The sequence below is a fragment of the Streptomyces sp. NPDC091377 genome (assembly GCF_044757045.1).
GTDB lineage: Bacteria > Actinomycetota > Actinomycetes > Streptomycetales > Streptomycetaceae > Streptomyces.
In genome coordinates, this window is sequence record NZ_JBIVUE010000009.1 from 131,505 (window position 1) to 149,325 (window position 17,821).

Here is a 17,821-nt window from a genome sequence, read left to right on the forward strand (position 1 = left end):
CGGTCAGCGCGGGCCTCCGGCCGGCGAACGCGACCCTGCCGGTCCGGGCGACCAGGAGTGCGTCGCCCGGGGAGTGGACGTCTCCTCGGCACCCGTGACGAGGTCGCGCAGTTGGGAGCGGGCGGTGATGCCCAGTTTCGGGAAGCTGCGGTAGAGGTGCGAGCTGACCGTGCGTGGGGAGAGGAAGAGTTTCTCGCCGATCTCACGGTTGGTCAGCCCGCGGGCGGCGAGCCGGATGATCTGGCGCTGTTGGGGGGACAGCTCGGCGAGCGCGTCGGGGGACGCGTCCGTGACGTCGAGGCCGGCGGCGCGCGATTCGGCCCGGGCACGTTCGATCCACGGCCGCGCGCCCAGTCGGCGGAAGAGCTCCAGGGCCTCGGTGAGCGGCCCGCGTGCCTCGGCGATGCGCCGACGGCGCCGCAGCCACTCGGCGAGGTCGAGCAGGGTCTGTGCGCGTTCGAAGGGCCAGTACTCCAGGGCCGGATCGGCCAGAGCCGCGCGGAAGTGGGGTTCGGCGTCCTCGGGGTCCGCCAGCAGGCCGCGCGCCCGGCTGATCAGCGCCCGCAGACGAGGTGAGGCGTTGTCCGCCAGGGCGGCTGCCGAGCGCTCGACGAGCGCGGCGGCCTCCTCGTGGCGGCCACAGCGCACCGCGGCGGCGGCCAGGTCCGCGAGGGCCGGGTAGGAGGCGTGGTAGTGCACGGGCGCGCCGTCCGCCGTGAAGACCCTGCGGAGGTGGCCGTACGCGGTCTCGTGGGCGCCTTCCGCGGCAGCCGCGGCGCCGAGGGCACGATGGGCCTGGACGGAGACCGAGCGGCTCTCCAGCGGATCGATCAGCGCGAGCGCGTCCTCGGCGCGGGCGCGGGCCTCGGACGCGTCGCCCTGGAAGGCCAGCAGGGTGGCGTCCACGGTGGCCGCGCAGGCCACGGCGTGGTCGAGACCGGCCGCCCGGCCGACGGCGGTGGTGCGGGCGCATGCCTCGCGGGCCTGCTCCCACCGGCCTCGCTCCAGGTAGGCCCAGGCGACCGCGCCGCCCAGCCCCTCGGGCAGCGCTCCGCGCAGCTCCCAGCGGTCGAAGGCCGCGTCGAAGGCGCGGACGGCCTGTGGGGTCTCGTCCAGGAGCCACGCCATGATGCCGACGGCGGTGAGGCGCTCCGGCCGCTCCTTCGCCTCGGCGGTCAACCGCGGTAGCAGGGCGGTGAGTCGGGTGCGGTTGTCGAAGGGGTCCGACACGGCTCTCACCCAGGTGCGCAAGCCCGTCTGGGCGGCGCTCGTGGGAAGGCGGCGCAGGATGTCCTGGATGCGGTGGCGCTGGGTGTCCTCTCCTGAGTAGAAGCGGACCACTGCGGCGCCGACCACGAGGTCCAGCGCGGCGGCGGGGTGGGAGGCCGCCCACTCCTCGGCCGCGTCGGCCAGTCGGGAGAAGACCGCGGTGTGGCGCCCGGTCAGGACGGCCAGCCGTCCGGCCTGTACGGCGGCGGAGGCCAGCAGGGTCGCGTCGTCCGTGCGGGCGCGTGCCTGGGCGACCAAGTCCTCGACCCAGGGAAGGTCTCCGGTGAACACGGCCTCCGCTGCGGCTTCGACCAGGAGCCGGGCGCTGTCCTCGCGCCGCGGTGCGAGTTCCGCGGCGCGCCGCAGGGTCTGCGCCGCCGCCGCGTGGCCGCCACGGCGGCGGGCCCGGTCCGCGGTCCGCTCCAGTTCCGCCGACACGGCCGCGTCCGGGTGCGGGCAGCCGGCGGCACGATGCCAGGCACGCCGGTCCGGTTCGTCCCGCAGCACCTCGGCGAGGGCGCGATGGGCCTCGCGCCGGGCGTCCACGGACGCGGCCTGATAGACGGCGGACCGGACCAGGGGGTGGCGGAACCGGATGTCCGTGCCACCGCGCCGGACCAGCCCGGCCTGCGCGGCCGGCAGCCAGACCGGGTCCTCGGCGCGGGGCAGCCCGGCCGAGCCGGCGAGGGTCGCGTCGGCGCTGTCCATGGCGGCCAGGAGCAGCAGAGCCCGTGCGGTGGCGGCGGGGAGACGGTCCAGGCGGGCGGCGAAGAGCCGCTCCAGGCGGTCGGAGAGCGGCAGCGGACCCACGGACGGCGGCCCCGCGGCGGTGTCCTGTGCCGAGGCTGTCCTCGTCAGCTCCCGCAGCGCCAGCGGGTTGCCGCCCGCCTGGTCGAGGATCCGTGACCTGGTGTGCCCGGCGGGGCTGTTCGGCTGGAGGTCCAGCAGGTGATGGGCCGCGGCGTTGTCGAGCGGTCCCAGGGTGAGCGTCGGCACATGGCGGTCGAACCCCGGAAGGTGATCGCCGCCCCGGACACCGATCAGCATCGTGACGGGTTCGCCGTCCAGCCGTCGGGCGACGAAGGACAGCGCGTCCAGGGAGGCGCGGTCGAACCACTGCGCGTCGTCCAGCACCACGAGCACGGGACGGTGCTCGCCCAGGCCGGACAGCAGGCTCAGGACGGCGACCCCGACCAGCATGAGATCGGGTTCCGACTCGGCCCGCCCCTCGCCGAAGGCGTCCCGCACCGCGGCGCGCTGCCTCCCCGGCAGGGCGGCCACCTCGGTCGGCACCGGCCGCAGCAACTGGTGCAGCGCGGAGAACGCCAGGCCCGACTCCGACGCGCTCCCCGTGGCGCGCAGGACGCGAGCACCGGCTGCCCCGGCCCGGCGCGCCGCGTGTTCCAGCAGCGCGCTCTTCCCTGTGCCCATCTCACCGGCCAGGATCAGCACCCGGTCGGCCGACAGCGGGTCCATCGCGTGATGGAGGCGTGCCAGTTCCGCGTCCCGGCCGACGATCAGCGCCCCCGGCCCCGGCTCCCCCGGTTCCGGCTCCGATTCCCCCGGTTCCGATTCCCCCTGACCCGGCTCCCCCGGATCCTGCTCCGGCGCCATGCCCGCGCCGCGGTCGCCTGTGTGCTCGTCCACGAAGTCTCCCGGAATACGGCATTCCGATCGGAGCCGCCTCGCCCCGGCCCGTCCAGGCTACAAGCGGTCGAGCACGTGCCCGGACCCCGCACAGGTGCAGTCACATGACGGATACCGCGCGCGCCGGGGCCGCTCGTACGGTCCTGGGAAAGCCCCCACATTCCCGAGGACGCTCTGTGGATCAGATCACGCTTGGAAATATCACCGTCACCCGCATCTGGGAGTACTTCGGTTCCGTCGACATGACGCCCGGCACGTTCTTCCCCGAGAGTCCCAAGGAGGTGTGGAACGGCGGCGCCTCCTGGCTGAGTCCGCATTTCCTCGATTCCGAGACCCAGGTCGTCCATTCCGCGATCCAGACGTGGCTGCTGCGCAGCGGCGGCAGGACCATCCTGGTCGACACCGGTGTGGGCAACCACAAGGACCGCCCGTACGCGCCGGTCTGGAACCGCCTCGAAACGGACTTCCTGGCCAATCTCGCGCGCGCCGGCGTCGCGCCCGAGGACGTGGACATCGTGATCAACACACATCTTCATGTCGATCACGTCGGCTGGAACACCGTCCTGCACGGTCGGCAGTGGATACCCACTTTTCCGAATGCCACCTATCTGATGCCGAAGGACGACTTCGACTTCTGGAATCCCGAGAACGGGCACGATCCGGTGCTCGGCCGCGGCAACCAGAATGTGTTCGAGGACAGCGTGGCCCCGGTGCACCGGGCCGGCCGGACGCTGCTGTGGGAGGACAGTCACCGGATCGACGCCGACCTCCGCCTCGACGCGGCTCCCGGACACACCCCGGGCTCCTCGGTGCTGACCCTCGTCTCCGGGACGGACCGCGCGGTGTTCGTCGGCGACCTGCTGCACCACCCCGTGCAGATCCTCGAACCCGACTCCAACAGCTGCTTCTGCGAGGACCCCGCGGGCGCCCGGGCCACCCGCCGCAAGGTGCTGGGCTGGGCGGCCGACAACAACGCGCTGGTGATCCCCGCGCACCTGGGCGGCCACGGCGCCGCCGAGGTGGCACGCGAGGGAGACAAGTTCGCGATCAAGGGCTGGGCCCCGTTCGCCCCGTACACCGAGCGGGCCTGAACCCCGGAAGGACACAGGACATGAGCCACCACCCCGACCCCCTGGTGACCACGGCGCGGGGAGCCGTCCGCGGCCTGCGCCGAGGCGACACCGCCGCCTTCCTCGGCATCCCCTACGCCGCACCGCCGCGCGGCGCCGACCGGTTCGCGGCGCCCCGGCCGCACGAGCCGTGGGACGGCGTACGGGACGCCACCGTGCCGGGCCCCACCGCGCCGCAGTCCGAGCGCAGGCTCGGCAGCGTGGACATGGCCCCCTACTTCGGCCCCGGCTGGAGCCGCGGCGAGGACTACCTCACCGTCGACGTCTTCACGCCCGCCGAGGGCGGCGGCGGCCTGCCCGTCATGGTGTTCGTCCACGGCGGCGGATTCGTCGCCGGCTCGACCCGGTCCGCGCTGTACGACGGTTCCGCCTTCGCCCGCGACGGCGTCGTCCTCGTCACCCTCAACTACCGGCTCGGCATCGCCGGGTTCCTCGACCTCCCCGGCGCGCCCGCCAACCGCGGCCTGCTCGACGTCGTCGCCGCGCTGCGGTGGGTGCGGGAGAACATCGCCGCGTTCGGCGGTGATCCGCAGCAGGTCACTCTCTTCGGCCAGTCGGCCGGGGCGACCGTCGTCGGCGGCGTCCTCGCCGCCCCGGAGGCCACCGGCCTCTTCCGCCGGGCGATCGTCCAGAGCGGCAGCGGCCTGGGGGCGTTCACCCCCGAGCAGGCCGCCCGCGTCACCAGGGCGGCGGCCGAGGCCCTGGGCGTCGAGCCCCGGGTGGACGCCTTCGCGGACCTCTCCGACGAGCGCCTGGTCGAGGCCGCCTCCCGGCTCGCGGGCATCGACCTGCGGACGGCGACGCACCACGATCCGCTGATCGGGCTCAGCCCGTTCAGCCTGGTGCTCGACACGCAGCCGGCCGAAGCCGTCGCCGCCGGCCTCGGCGGCGACATCGACCTGCTCATCGGGACCAACACCGAGGAAGGGCACCTCTATCTGGTCCCGGTGGGCAAGTACGCCACCTCGACCCTCGCGGACGTGGGCGACGCGGCGGCGCGCTCGCACCCGGATCCGACCCGGCTCGTGGAGACGTACCGCGGGACCCGCCCCGGGGCGTCCTTCGGCGCGCTGCGGTCCGCCATCATGGGCGACGCGCTGTTCGGCGCGGGCACCTGGGCCCTGGCCGGCGCCCATGCCGCCCACCCCGAATCGGCCACCTACGCCTACGAGTTCGCCTGGCGCTCCCACGCCCTGGACGGACGACTCGGCGCCACGCACGCGGTCGAGCTGCCGTTCGTCTTCGATGTCACCCACCTTCCGCAGCTGCACGGACCCACCGCGGTCCTGGGCCCCGACGCGCCCCCCGCGGATCTCGCCGCCCGTGTGCACGCGACATGGGTCCGGTTCGCCAGGACCGGCGACCCCGGCTGGGACCGGTACGACGACGGGCGCCGGGCCACGATGCGCATCGACGCCGAGTGGACGCAGGTCGACGACCCCCGCGGCCGGGAACGGCGGGCCTGGCCGGCACGGCTGACGACGACGGCCGCTCGTCCGACGCGCCCCTGACGGAGGGCGTCCGGGGCCGTCGCGCGCCATCACGGCCCGGGGAGGAGGCGCCCGGTGAGCAGCCGGTCGGCGCGCGGACCGGCTGCCGGGACCAGCACCTACGCCATCGTGGTTCAGACCACCTCGACCAGGAGGTCGCCGCCCTCCACCTGCTGGATGCGGTTGATGGCGAGGCGGGTGACGCGGCCGGAGGCGGGGGCGGTGATGGCGGCCTCCATCTTCATGGCCTCGATGGTGGCGACGGTGGCACCGGCCGCCACCTCGTCGCCCTCGGCGACCGCGAGGGTGACGACCCCGGCGAAGGGGGCGGCCACGTGGCCGGGGTTGTTCCGGTCGGCCTTCTCGGTGACGGGGGCGTCGGAGGCGGCGGCGGTGTCGCGGACCTGGATGGGTCGGAGCTGTCCGTTGAGTCCGGCCATGACGGTGCGCATGCCGCGTTCGTCGGGCTCGCCGATGGCCTGGAGTTCGATGAGGAGACGGACCCCGGGTTCGAGGTCGACGGCGTACTCCTTGGCGGGGCGCAGGCCGTAGAAGAAGTCCTTGCTGTCGAGGACGCTGGTGTCGCCGTAGGAGTGGCGGTGGGTGTCGAAGTCGCGGGTCGGGCCGGGGAAGAGGAGGCGGTTGAGGGTGGCGCGGCGGGTCTTCTCCAGGCCGTCGCGGTCCTCGTCGCCCAGGTCGGCGACGGGCTTGGCGGCGGCGCGGCCCTGGAGGGCCTTGGTGCGGAAGGGTTCGGGCCAGCCGCCCGGCGGGGTGCCGAGTTCGCCGCGGAGGAAGCCGATGACGGAGTCGGGGATGTCGAAGCGGTCGGGGGTGGCTTCAAAGTCCGCGGGGGTGACGCCCGCGCCGACGAGGTGGAGGGCGAGGTCGCCGACCACCTTGGAGGAGGGGGTGACCTTGACGAGGCGGCCGAGGATCCGGTCGGCGGCGGCGTACATCGCCTCGATCTCCTCGAAGCGGTCGCCGAGGCCGAGGGCGACGGCCTGGGTGCGCAGGTTGGAGAGCTGGCCGCCGGGGATCTCGTGGTGGTAGACGCGCCCGGTGGGTGAGGCGAGGCCCGCCTCGAAGGGGGCGTAGACGCGGCGGACGCTCTCCCAGTACGGCTCCAGGTCGCCGACGGCCTGGAGGTCGAGGCCGGTGGGCCGTTCGGAGTGGTCGGTCGCGGCGACGATCGCGGACAGGGACGGCTGGGAGGTGGTGCCGGCCATGGAGGCGACCGCCCCGTCCACGGCGTCGACCCCGGCCTGTGCGGCGGCGAGGTAGGTGGCGAGTTGGCCGCCCGCGGTGTCGTGGGTGTGCAGATGGACGGGGAGGTCGAATGCGCGGCGCAGCGCGGTGACGAGGGTGGCGGCGGCGGGGGCGCGCAGCAGTCCGGCCATGTCCTTGACGGCCAGGACGTGGGCGCCGGCTTCCACGATCTGCTCGGCGAGCCGCAGGTAGTAGTCGAGGGTGTAGAGGCGTTCGGAGGGGTCGGAGAGGTCGGCGGTGTAGCAGAGGGCGACCTCGGCGACGGCCGTGCCGGTCTCGCGTACGGCGTCGATGGCGGGCCGCATCTGGCCGACGTCGTTGAGGGCGTCGAAGATGCGGAAGATGTCGATGCCGGTGGCGGCGGCCTCCTGGACGAAGGCGTCGGTGACCTCGGTGGGGTACGGGGTGTAGCCGACGGTGTTGCGTCCGCGGAGCAGCATCTGGAGGCAGAGGTTGGGGACGGTCTCGCGCAGGGCGGCGAGGCGTTCCCAGGGGTCCTCGGCGAGGAAGCGGAGGGCGACGTCGTAGGTGGCGCCGCCCCAGCACTCCAGGGAGAGCAGTCCGGGCAGGGTGCGGGCGACGACGGGGGCGACGGCCAGCAGGTCCTTGGTGCGCACCCGGGTGGCGAGGAGGGACTGGTGGGCGTCGCGGAAGGTGGTGTCGGTGACGCCGAGCAGGGGGGATTCCCGCAGGGCGCGGGCGAACCCTTCGGGGCCGAGTTCGGCCAGCCGCCGGCGGGAGCCGGCGGCTGGTTCCCCGGTGGGCAGCGGCGGCAGCTTGGTGGTGGGGTCGATCAGTTCGGGGCGCTCGCCGTGCGGTTTGTTGACGGTGACGTCGGCGAGGTAGGTGAGCAGTTTGGTGCCGCGGTCGGCGGAGTGGCGGGCCGTCAGCAGGTGGGGGCGCTGCTCGATGAAGGAGGTGGTGACCCGTCCGGCCTGGAAGTCGGGGTCGTCCAGGACGGCTTGGAGGAAGGGGATGTTGGTGGCGACGCCGCGGATGCGGAACTCGGCGACCGCGCGCCGGGCGCGGCCGATGGCGGCGGTGAGGTCGCGGCCCCGGCAGGTGAGTTTCACCAGCATGGAGTCGAAGTGGGCGCTGATCTCCGTACCGGCGTGGGTGGTGCCGCCGTCAAGGCGGATGCCGGAGCCGCCGGGTGAGCGGTAGGCGCTGATGCGGCCGGTGTCGGGGCGGAAGCCGTTGGCGGGGTCCTCGGTGGTGATCCGGCACTGGAGGGCGGCGCCGCGCAGGACGACGGTGTCCTGGGAGAGGCCGAGGTCGGCGAGGGTCTCGCCGGAGGCGATACGGAGCTGGGCCTGGACCAGGTCGACGTCGGTCACCTCTTCGGTGACGGTGTGTTCGACCTGGATGCGGGGGTTCATCTCGATGAAGACGTGGTTGCCGTCGCGGTCGAGGAGGAACTCCACGGTGCCGGCGTTGCGGTAGCCGATCTCGCGGGCGAAGCGGACGGCGTCGGCGCAGATCCGCGCGCGCAGTTCGGGGTCCAGGTTGGGTGCGGGGGCGAGTTCGATGACCTTCTGGTGGCGGCGCTGGAGCGAGCAGTCGCGTTCGTAGAGGTGGATGACATCGCCCTCGCCGTCGGCGAGGATCTGCACCTCGATGTGGCGGGGTTCGACGACGGCCTTCTCCAGGAAGACGGTGGAGTCGCCGAAGGCGGAGGCCGCCTCGCGGGAGGCGGCCTCGATGGATTCGCGCAGGTGTGCCGGGTCCGCCACGCGGCGCATGCCGCGTCCGCCGCCGCCCGCGACGGCCTTGACGAACACCGGGAAGCCGATGTCGTCGGCGGCGCGGACCAGTTCGTCCACGTCCGTGGAGGGCTGGGAGGAGCCGAGGACGGGGACTCCGGCGGCGCGGGCGGCGGCCACCGCGCGGGCCTTGTTGCCGGTCAGCTCCAGGATGTCGGCGTCCGGGCCGACGAAGGTGATGCCGGCGGCGGCGCAGGCGCGGGCCAGTTCCGGGTTCTCGGAGAGGAAGCCGTAGCCGGGGTAGACGGCGTCGGCCCCGGCGCGGCGCGCGGCCCGGACGATCTCCTCGACCGAGAGGTAGGCCCGTACGGGATGGCCGGGCTCGCCGATCTCGTACGCCTCGTCCGCTTTGAGGCGGTGCAGCGAGTTGCGGTCCTCGTGCGGGAACACGGCGACCGTCCGTGCGCCCAGCTCGTAGCCGGCGCGGAACGCGCGAATCGCGATCTCGCCTCGGTTGGCGACCAGTACCTTGCGGAACATCCTGGATCCCTTCGCGGCCTGCCGGTGACGAGGACCATGGTGTCCGCGCCGCACCCGACACGCCATGTGAGCCAGGCCACTCGGCCCTGGTGGCGGCCCGTGGTGCGGACTTCCCGATCCTCTCCCCGCCTTGTACCCGCGACGGGCGTGTTGCAGCGTCGTGAAACGATCCGGGGCCGCCTTGACCGCTTGACCTGCCCGTCCGCAAGCTCGAACGGTGAACGCGACCCGACCGCACGCCCTGTGCCCGCGCCCCGGCCGGGGCTGTCCGTGCCCGGCCGCCTGTCGCTGTCGCTGATCCGCCGTACGTCGGGCCTTCCAGGACTCGCCGACGTCACGAAGTCCGCGGGACGTCCCCGCTGCCCCCTCCGGTCGGGAGTACGCGTCCTTCCCTCGCCGTACGGATGGACGCCCCGCCGGCCTCCCGTACCCCCGCGCGCCACCCTCGCAAGTCTCGTACGCCTCTTCGAAAGGACACTCCCATGACCTCCCTCACCACCGCGCAGCCGTCCGCCCTGACGGTGGAGAAGACCGGTGGTCGTATCGGAGCCGTGGTCTCCGGGGTCCGGCTCGGCGGCGGCCTGGACGCCTCCGCCGTCGCCGCGATCCGGGCCGCCGTGCTGGAGCACAAGGTCGTCTTCTTCCGCGACCAGCACCATCTGGACGCCGACGGGCACGAATCGTTCGGGCGGCTCCTCGGGACGCCCGTCGCGCATCCGACGGTGCCGTCCGTGGACGGCCGCTACGCGCTCGGCATCGACAACGACCACGGCGGCCGGGCCAACCAGTGGCACACGGACGTGACCTTCGTCCCGGCCTACCCGGCGTTCTCGATCCTGCGCGCCGAGGTCATCCCGCCCTACGGCGGCAACACACTGTGGTCCAACACGGCCGCCGCCTACGCGGAGCTGCCCGAGCCGCTGCGGGTGCTGGCGGACGGGCTGCGCGCGGTGCACACCAACGACTACGACTACGCGGCGGTGCGACCCGGCGCGATCTCCGCCGAGCTGGAGCAGCACCGCAGGGTGTTCACGTCGGTCACCTTCCGCACCGAGCACCCGGTGGTGCGGGTGCACCCGGAGACGGGGGAACGCGCCCTGCTCCTGGGCAACTTCGTCCAGCGGCTGAGCGGGTTCAACGGCGCCGACTCCCGGGCGCTGATGGGGGTGTTCCAGGCGCATGTGGAGCGCCCGGAGAACACGGTGCGCTGGCAGTGGCGGGCCGGTGACGTGGCGATCTGGGACAACCGGGCGACCCAGCACTACGGCGTGGACGACTCCGACGACCATGAGCGCACCCTGCGCCGGATCACCGTGGACGGCGATGTGCCGGTGGGTGTCGACGGGCGCCGCTCGGTGCTGCTGGCGCCGGAGTCGGTGCCGGAGCCGGGGTACGGCATCGCGTCCGGGGCGTCCACGGACGGCACGACCGCCGAGGTCTGAACGAGCGGCCCGTTCGGGGTGTCCGCCACGGGTGAGCGGGGCGGCACCGTGGGAGATCCGGCCGTGGAGCCCGGCCGCGCCCTGGTGCCGATTCACTCACCCGCCGCGTACCGGATTCCGCCCAGCAGATGGGCGAGGAACGCGGGCTCGGCGAAGGACTCCTCCGTATGGCCGAGGGCCGTGTAGAAGGAACGGCCCCCGTCGAAGGGGCGGCACCAGGCGACCGGATGGTCCGCGCCCATGCCGCCTCCTTCGTACGTCGACTCGTCCACCGAGGCGAGCACCCGTACGTCGGCAGGCGGGCCGGCGTGGAAGTCGTACCACTCGTCCACGCGCCGCCAGTGCTCGTCCAGGTGGGCGGTCGCGGGATGGGTGCGGTCCTCGACCCTGACGGTGGCCCGCTGGACGGCGGGGTGGGAGCGGAACCGGGCGCCGACCAGTTCGCCGTACCAGGCCCAGTCGTGCTCGGTGTCGGAGGCCGCGTGGACACCGACGTAGCCGCCGCCGGTGTGGACGAAGCGCTCGAAGGCGTCCTTCTGGTCCAGGTCGAGCACCTCGCCGGTGGTGGAGAGGAAGACGGCGACCTCGTACTCGGCGAGGTCCGCGTCGGTGAAGACGTCCGGGTCCTCAGTGGCGAAGACGGAGAAGCCGTGGTCGGCTCCGAGCCGCTCGATCGCGGTGACCCCGGCGGGGATGGAGTCGTGGCGGAAGCCCGCGGTCTTGGAGAAGACCAGGACGTGAAGGGCCGTGCCGGGCACAGGAACCTCCTGGGGCAGGGTGCGGAACCGCCGAAAGTAAATCCACTTGACAAATTCGTCAAGCGATCCCGTCGCACCCCCAGGTCAGACCGGCGGCCCTCCCCCGCCCCAACTGCCGCTCCGGCCCGGCACCTTGACCGCTCAGGCCCACGCTCCTAATTTGTCCATCGACTCGACAAATCACCTCGGCCAAGGGTTCGGACACCTTCGGCGACGGGGCTCACGGTGGTAGGGGCCCCGGACGACGCCCCCGCGACTCCACCGCGCACGCGCGCCGAGCCCCGAACAGCGAACACCGCGCACCGAGCCCCGAGCCCCAAACACCCAGCACCCAGCACCCAGCACCCAGCACGACACCATCCACGTACCGCGATCCACGCACCCCGCCGCCCGTCGAATTGAGGTGCCCATGACACACACACCGGAGGTCTCCCGACGGATCTTCCTCGCCGGTGCCGCCGCCCTCGGCGCGACCCCCCTGATACCGGGGGTGGCGGGCGCCGCGCCGGCCGCCACCCCCGGCATGACCCTGTGGTACGACGAGCCCGCGACGGCCTGGGAGTCCCAGTCGCTGCCGCTGGGCAACGGAGCGCTCGGCCTGTGCTTCTTCGGCGGCACGGGCCGCGAACAGCTCCAGTTCAACGAGAAGACGCTGTGGACGGGAGGGCCTGGGGCCCCGGGCTACAACTTCGGGAACTGGACCTCACCCCGCCCCGGCGCCCTCGCCGAGGTGCAGCGGCGTATCCGCGACGAGCTGCGGGCCGCACCGGAGTGGGTGGCGCAGAAGCTGGGCCAGCCCAAGACCCACTTCGGCTCGTACCAGACCTTCGGCGACATCTGGATCCAGCAGACCCGCGACCCGGCGGGCGCCACCGGATACCGCCGGCACCTCGACATCGCGAAGGCGGTCGGCGGGGTCACGTACACCTGGGAGGGCGCCGGCCACAGCCGCGAGTACTTTGTGTCGGCCGCCGACGGGGTCGCCGTGGCCCGTTTCACGGCCGACCGGCCCGGGCGGATCTCCTTCACCGTCTCCGTCACCACACCCACCAACCGGTCCGTGAACCGGTCGGCGAGCGGCGGCCGGATCACCCTCGCGGGCCGGCTCACCGACAACGCGCTGCGCTACGAGTCCCAGCTCCGGGTCCTCAACCAGGGCGGGACCCGTACGGACCACGCGGACGGCTCGGTGACGGTGTCCGGCGCGGACGCGGTGACGCTCGTGCTGGCCGCTGGCACCGACTACGCCGCGCGCCACCCGGACTACCGCACCGGCACCGACCCGCACGGCCCGGTCACCCGGCGGGTGGACGCCGCCGCGGCCAAGGGGTACACGGCCCTGCGGGCGTCCCATGTCGCCGACCATCGGGCGCTGTTCGACCGGGTACGGCTCGACGTGGGCCAGCAGGACCCGGGCACCCCGACGGACACCACCCTCGCCGCCTACCGGGACGGGTCGCTGAGCGCGGCCGGGCGCAAGGCGCTGGAGGTGCTGTTCTTCCAGTACGGCCGCTATCTGCTGATCGCGTCGTCCCGCGCGGGCTCGCTCCCGGCGAACCTCCAGGGCGTGTGGAACAACTCCACGAGCCCACCCTGGGACGCCGACTACCACGTCAACATCAACCTCCAGATGAACTACTGGCCCGCCGAGACCACCAACCTGACCGAGACGACGGGCCCGCTGTTCGAGTACGTCGCCTCGATGGTGGCGCCGGGTCAGGTCACGGCCCGGGAGATCTACGGCAACCGGGGCTGGGTGGTGCACAACGAGACCAACCCGTACGGCTTCACGGGCCTGCACAACTGGGCCTGGTCGTTCTTCTTCCCGGAGGCCGGGGCCTGGCTCGCCCAGCACTTCTACGAGCACTACCTGTTCACCGGCGACGTGGGATTCCTGCGGGACCGGGCCTATCCGGTGATGAAGGGGCTGGCCCAGTTCTGGATGGACGAGCTGGTGACCGACCCCCGGGACGGCAGGCTCGTGGTGAGCCCCAGCTACTCGCCGGAGCAGGGCGACTTCTCGGCGGGCGCGTCGATGTCCCAGCAGATCGTGTGGGACCTGTTCAGCAACACCCTGGCGGCGGCCCGGCAGCTCGGTGACGGCGGTTTCGCCAGCGAGGTGTCCGGCACCCTCGACCGGCTCGACACCGGGCTGCGCGTGGGTTCCTGGGGTCAGTTGCAGGAGTGGAAGGAGGACTGGGACGCCCCCGGCAACGACCACCGGCATGTCTCGCACCTCTTCGCCGTCCACCCGGGCCGCCAGGTGAGCCCGCGGGACCAGCCCCGGTACGCGGAGGCGGCGCGGGTCTCCCTGACCGCGCGCGGCGACGGCGGCACCGGCTGGAGCAAAGCCTGGAAGATCAACTTCTGGGCGCGGCTGCTCGACGGGGACCACGCCCATCTGATGCTCTCCGAGCAGCTGAGGAACAGCACGCTGGCCAACCTGTGGGACACCCATCCGCCGTTCCAGATCGACGGCAACTTCGGTGCCACGGCCGGTGTCGCGGAGATGCTGTTGCAGAGTCATCGCGGTGAGATCGATCTGCTGCCCGCGCTGCCCTCGTTCTGGAACACGGGGTCGGTGCGGGGGCTGCGGGCGCGCGGCGGCGTCACCGTGGACATCGACTGGGTGGACGGCGAGCCCGTACGGACCACGCTGCGCCCCGGGCACACGGGGGAACTGACCGTGCGCGGCGCCTGGTTCGACGACTCGTTCGAGGTCCGGGACCGTTCCGGAGGCACGAGCCCGCGGGTCGCCAGAGAGGCCGGCGCGCTCACCTTCCGGGCGCGGGCGGGACGGACGTACGAGATCGTCGCGCGCCCTTCCTAGCTGTACGGCGGCCGGTCCGGGAGAGGCCCGGGGTGGAAGGTGTCCCCCGGTGTCCTCCCCGCGCTTCCCGCGCTTCCCGCGCGCTTCCAACCGCGGGGATCGGCGCTTTCCCCTGGGTGAATCGACTTGATATACCTGCCTTTCATGGGAAACAGGCCGACGTCGGTGACGACGGTCGGCGTGGCCTGTCCGGTCCTGGACCGCATGCGGTCCGCCCGCCCGCAGTCCCCGCTCCTCCGGTGAAAAGGCGACCCCCCACGTGAACCGGCCCCCTTCCTCGACCGCACTGGACCGCGTCGCCTGGGAGCGCCGGGCCGACCGGCTGCTCCTGGCCGTCCGTCCGTACGCCACCGAGCGCCGCTCCCTCATCCACCTCCCCGGCCCGGCGAGCGTCAGCGGCCGGTGGAGCGACGGCCTGGAGGGGTTCGCGCGGACGTTCCTGCTCGCCGCGTTCCGGCTGGCGGGCGCGGGCGGCGCCGACCCGCACGGACTGGCCGGCTTCTACGCCGAAGGACTCGCCGCGGGCACCGACCCGGCGGGAGCGGAACGCTGGCCCGTCTTCGCCGAGTGCGCACAGGCCAAGGTGGAGGCCGCGTCCATCGCCATCGCGTTGCACGAGACGCGCCCCTGGATCTGGGACCGGCTGGACGACGGCACCCGGCAGCGGGTCCTGGACTGGCTGGCCCCGATGGTCGGCGCCGGTATGCCGGCCAACAACTGGATCTGGTTCCGGTCCGTCACCGAGGCGTTCGCCCGGACGGTGGGCGGGCGCTGGGACGCCTGCGACCTGGAGCGGACCGTCGAGCTGACCGACTCCTGGTACACGGGCGACGGCTGGTACTCGGACGGGCTGGCCGGGGGCGAGCACCGCAACCACGACCACTACAACGGCTGGGCGATGCACTTCTATCCGCTGTGGTTCTGCCGTGTCCTCGGCGACCGGGCCCCGTCCGGTCTCCTGGACCGCTACCGGGCCCGGCTGCGCCGCTATCTCGCCGATCACCGTCATCTGGTCGGCGGCAACGGCTCCCCGCTGATCCAGGGCCGCTCCCTCACCTACCGCTTCGCCGCGCTGGCCCCGGTCTGGGCGGGCGCGCTGTTCGACGCGACGCCGCTGCCGCCCGGGGAGACCCGCCGGATCGCCGCGCTGACGCTGGACCACTTCACCCGCAACGGCGCGATCGACGCGGACGGCTTGCTGACCCTCGGCTGGCACCGGCCGTACCGTCCGCTGCTCCAGGACTACTCCGGCCCCGCCTCCCCCTACTGGGCGAGCAAGGGCTTCGCGGGGCTGCTGCTGCCGCCCGCCCATCCGGTGTGGACCGCGCCGGAAGAGCCCCTCGCGGTCGAGCGGGGCGACTTCGCGTACACCCTCACGGCGCCCGGCTGGCTGGTCTCCGGCACGGTGGCCGACGGCGTCGTACGGGTCCTCAACCACGGTGGCGACCACAGCGATCCGGCGCGTCTGCACTCCGACGACCCGCTGTACGCCCGGCTCGCGTACTCCACGCACGCCGCTCCGGAGACCCCCGAGGACCCGACGGGCGGGCCGACGGACTCGGCGGTGGTCCTGATCGGCCCGGACGGGCGGGCCAGCCATCGCCGCCCGCTGCGGCGGGTCGCCGTCCGGGGGCGCGTCGCCGTCTCCCGCAGCCGCGCGCACTGGCCTGCCGACGAACGCTGGGACTGCTTCGGCGGGCCGGAGACGGAGTACGGGGTCGGGCCGTGGATCACGGTCGGGTCGGTGCTGCGCGGGAGCTGGGAGGTGCGGCTGGTCCGGGTGGACCCCGACCCGGCGCCAGAGGCGGAGCGGGCACCCGGGCCGTGGCGGCTGCGGCTCGGCGGATGGGCGGTCCATGACGCCGAGCCCGTGGCGGTCGAGGAGGAACGGCACACCGCCTCCGTCTCCGGATCCGGTCTGCGCAGCACGGTCGTGGCCCTCACCGGCTTCGACCGTGCCCACGTCCACCGATCGACCGGCGGCAACCTCCTGGGGGAGAGTTCCGCCGTCCCCCTGCTCTCCACGACGGGGCCGGTGTCGTACGCGACGATGTACGCCGCCGCCGTACGGCTCGGCGGTGAGCCCGCCCGCGGCGAGGAGTCGCCCCGGCTCCGGGTCGACGGGGCCGGGGCGCGGATCCGCTGGCCGAACGGGGAGACGGACTCCGTGGAGCTGCCCGGCCCGGGGCTCAGTCCCGGCGGGGCCGGCTGAACTCCTCGATCAGTACGGGGTACTGCTCTCCCCCGTGTCCTGCGGCGAGGGCGCGGTGGGCCATCGCCTGGATCAGCCGTGGCAGTTCGGCGTTGACACCGACGGCCTCGCTCTCCTCCACCAGGTGCGCCATGGCCCGCGCGTCGGTCTCCAGCGCCGACACCTCGGCGGGGAAGGAGCCGCTGTCTATCTGCTCCGCGTATCCGGGCAGCCAGTCGGCGACACCGGCCGCGATGGTCCGCGCGAATCCGGCGTACGTCGTGGCGTCGACCCCGGCGGTCCTGACCAGGGCGGTGCCCTGGAGCCAGGCGTTGAGGACGCTCCACATCATGGCGAGGCCCGCCACGTCGTACAGGGCGGCGAGGCCGTGGTCGGTGCCCAGGTGGTCGACGGTGCCGAGGGCGTCGAGCACCGGCCGGTGGGGATCGAGGTCGGTGCGGGGCCCGCTGGTGAGGATCACCGCCTCCGCGGTGCCGATGGCGGGCGGTACGGCCATGATGGCGCCGTCCAGGTAGCGGGCGCCGCGCCGCTCGGCCCAGCGGGCGGCGTCGCGGGCCTGGCCGGAGGAGCCGGAGGTCAGTTGGAGCAGGGTCGTGCCGGTCAGGTCGACCTCGTCGGTGTCGAGCAGTTCGTACAGGGCCGGGTAGTCGGTGAGGCAGACGGCCGCCAGGGTTCCGGGTCTGAGCGCGGCCGTGAGCGAGGGCGCGAGCCGGGCCCCGTCGGCGACGAGCCGGTCGGCCTTGGCGGTCGTACGGTTCCAGACGGTGGTGGGGTGCCCGGCCTTGAGGAAGGCCCCGGCGAGGGCCCGGCCCATCAGTCCGAGGCCGATGACGGTCACGGATGGTTCGTTTCTCTCCATGACAGGATCGTCAACGTTGATACCGGTATGAAGGTCAAGCGAGGTCGCCATGCGGATCGGGGAACTGAGTCGGCGAACAGGTGTGAACGCCCACCAGTTGCGCTATTACGAGGCACAGGGCCTGCTGGAGGCCGAGCGCGGGGCCAACGGGTACCGGGAGTACGGCGCCGACGCCGTGCTGCGGGTCAAGCAGATCCGTCATCTGCTGGGGGCCGGGCTGAACTCGGAGGACATCGCCTATCTGCTGCCGTGCGCGCAGGGTGAGGTCCCGGAGCTGATCGGGTGTCCGGAACTGCTGGCCGCGATGCGCTCTCGGATGCGGCGGCTGACCGAGCAGATGGCCCGGCTCGCGCAGTCCCGGGACGCTCTCGCCGACTACATCGACGCGGCGGAGCGTACGGGCCGGGAGTCCTATCCGCCCTTCGAGCACACGGACGAGGCGGAGTCGGTGCCCGCCTGACGGTCGGGTGCGGGCATGTGGCGGTGCGCGTCGACGTAGGGCCATGACATCGCCCGCCACACCCGTCCGGAGCCTCCGCTCCGAGCCCGGGGGGGGCGCCGGAACCGGGGTCGGGGCCGAGGTCGGGGTTGGGGCCGAGGTCGGGGCCGAGGTCGGGGCCGGGGTCCGGGTCGGGGCTGGGGAAAGTCCTTCGCGGTCTTCCGTCGTCGCCCGGG

General features: G+C 73.2%; 9 protein-coding genes and 1 pseudogene. 6 read left to right on the top strand and 4 right to left on the bottom strand.

The window, feature by feature from the left end:
• Positions 1 to 3 precede the first annotated feature (3 nt).
• Positions 4 to 2,916, bottom strand: a complete 2,913-nt coding sequence (locus tag ACIQNG_RS21285; protein ID WP_401486900.1) for an AAA family ATPase — start codon at positions 2,914 to 2,916, stop codon at positions 4 to 6.
• 176 nt (positions 2,917 to 3,092) lie between these two features.
• Here ACIQNG_RS21285 and ACIQNG_RS21290 point away from each other — a divergent pair, with 176 nt between their 5' ends.
• Positions 3,093 to 4,007 carry an MBL fold metallo-hydrolase gene (locus ACIQNG_RS21290; protein WP_401486901.1) on the top strand — a complete coding sequence of 305 codons (915 nt, stop codon included), beginning with the start codon at positions 3,093 to 3,095 and terminating at the stop codon, positions 4,005 to 4,007.
• A gap of 20 nt (positions 4,008 to 4,027) precedes the next feature.
• The gene (locus ACIQNG_RS21295) at positions 4,028 to 5,557 is read left to right on the top strand and encodes a carboxylesterase/lipase family protein (RefSeq protein WP_401486903.1); all 1,530 of its coding nucleotides are present in this window, start codon (positions 4,028 to 4,030) and stop codon (positions 5,555 to 5,557) included.
• A 113-nt stretch (positions 5,558 to 5,670) separates the two neighbouring features.
• Here ACIQNG_RS21295 and ACIQNG_RS21300 read toward each other — a convergent pair whose 3' ends face one another.
• Positions 5,671 to 9,045 (bottom strand): pyruvate carboxylase, encoded by a 3,375-nt coding sequence (locus tag ACIQNG_RS21300; protein ID WP_401486905.1) that lies wholly within the window; start codon positions 9,043 to 9,045, stop codon positions 5,671 to 5,673.
• A 482-nt stretch (positions 9,046 to 9,527) separates the two neighbouring features.
• Here ACIQNG_RS21300 and ACIQNG_RS21305 point away from each other — a divergent pair, with 482 nt between their 5' ends.
• The gene (locus tag ACIQNG_RS21305) at positions 9,528 to 10,487 is read left to right on the top strand and encodes a TauD/TfdA dioxygenase family protein (protein ID WP_401486907.1); all 960 of its coding nucleotides are present in this window, start codon (positions 9,528 to 9,530) and stop codon (positions 10,485 to 10,487) included.
• A 95-nt stretch (positions 10,488 to 10,582) separates the two neighbouring features.
• Here the strand turns inward: ACIQNG_RS21305 and ACIQNG_RS21310 are convergent.
• A pseudogene (locus tag ACIQNG_RS21310) lies at positions 10,583 to 11,248 on the bottom strand (ThuA domain-containing protein); the annotation flags it as partial.
• A gap of 406 nt (positions 11,249 to 11,654) precedes the next feature.
• Here ACIQNG_RS21310 and ACIQNG_RS21315 point away from each other — a divergent pair.
• The gene (locus tag ACIQNG_RS21315; RefSeq protein ID WP_401486908.1) at positions 11,655 to 14,075 is read left to right on the top strand and encodes a glycosyl hydrolase family 95 catalytic domain-containing protein; all 2,421 of its coding nucleotides are present in this window, start codon (positions 11,655 to 11,657) and stop codon (positions 14,073 to 14,075) included.
• A 259-nt stretch (positions 14,076 to 14,334) separates the two neighbouring features.
• Positions 14,335 to 16,287 (top strand): DUF2264 domain-containing protein, encoded by a 1,953-nt coding sequence (locus tag ACIQNG_RS21320; protein ID WP_401486910.1) that lies wholly within the window; start codon positions 14,335 to 14,337, stop codon positions 16,285 to 16,287.
• Here the strand turns inward: ACIQNG_RS21320 and ACIQNG_RS21325 are convergent.
• The gene (locus tag ACIQNG_RS21325; RefSeq protein ID WP_401486912.1) at positions 16,265 to 17,146 is read right to left on the bottom strand and encodes an NAD(P)-dependent oxidoreductase; all 882 of its coding nucleotides are present in this window, start codon (positions 17,144 to 17,146) and stop codon (positions 16,265 to 16,267) included. The two genes, ACIQNG_RS21320 and ACIQNG_RS21325, sit on opposite strands and share 23 nt — an antisense overlap.
• A gap of 49 nt (positions 17,147 to 17,195) precedes the next feature.
• On the opposite strand from ACIQNG_RS21325, the gene ACIQNG_RS21330 reads away from it, so the two are divergent.
• Entirely contained in the window at positions 17,196 to 17,606 is a 411-nt protein-coding gene (locus ACIQNG_RS21330) for a MerR family transcriptional regulator (RefSeq protein ID WP_401434868.1), read from the top strand.
• Positions 17,607 to 17,821: the final 215 nt, after the last annotated feature.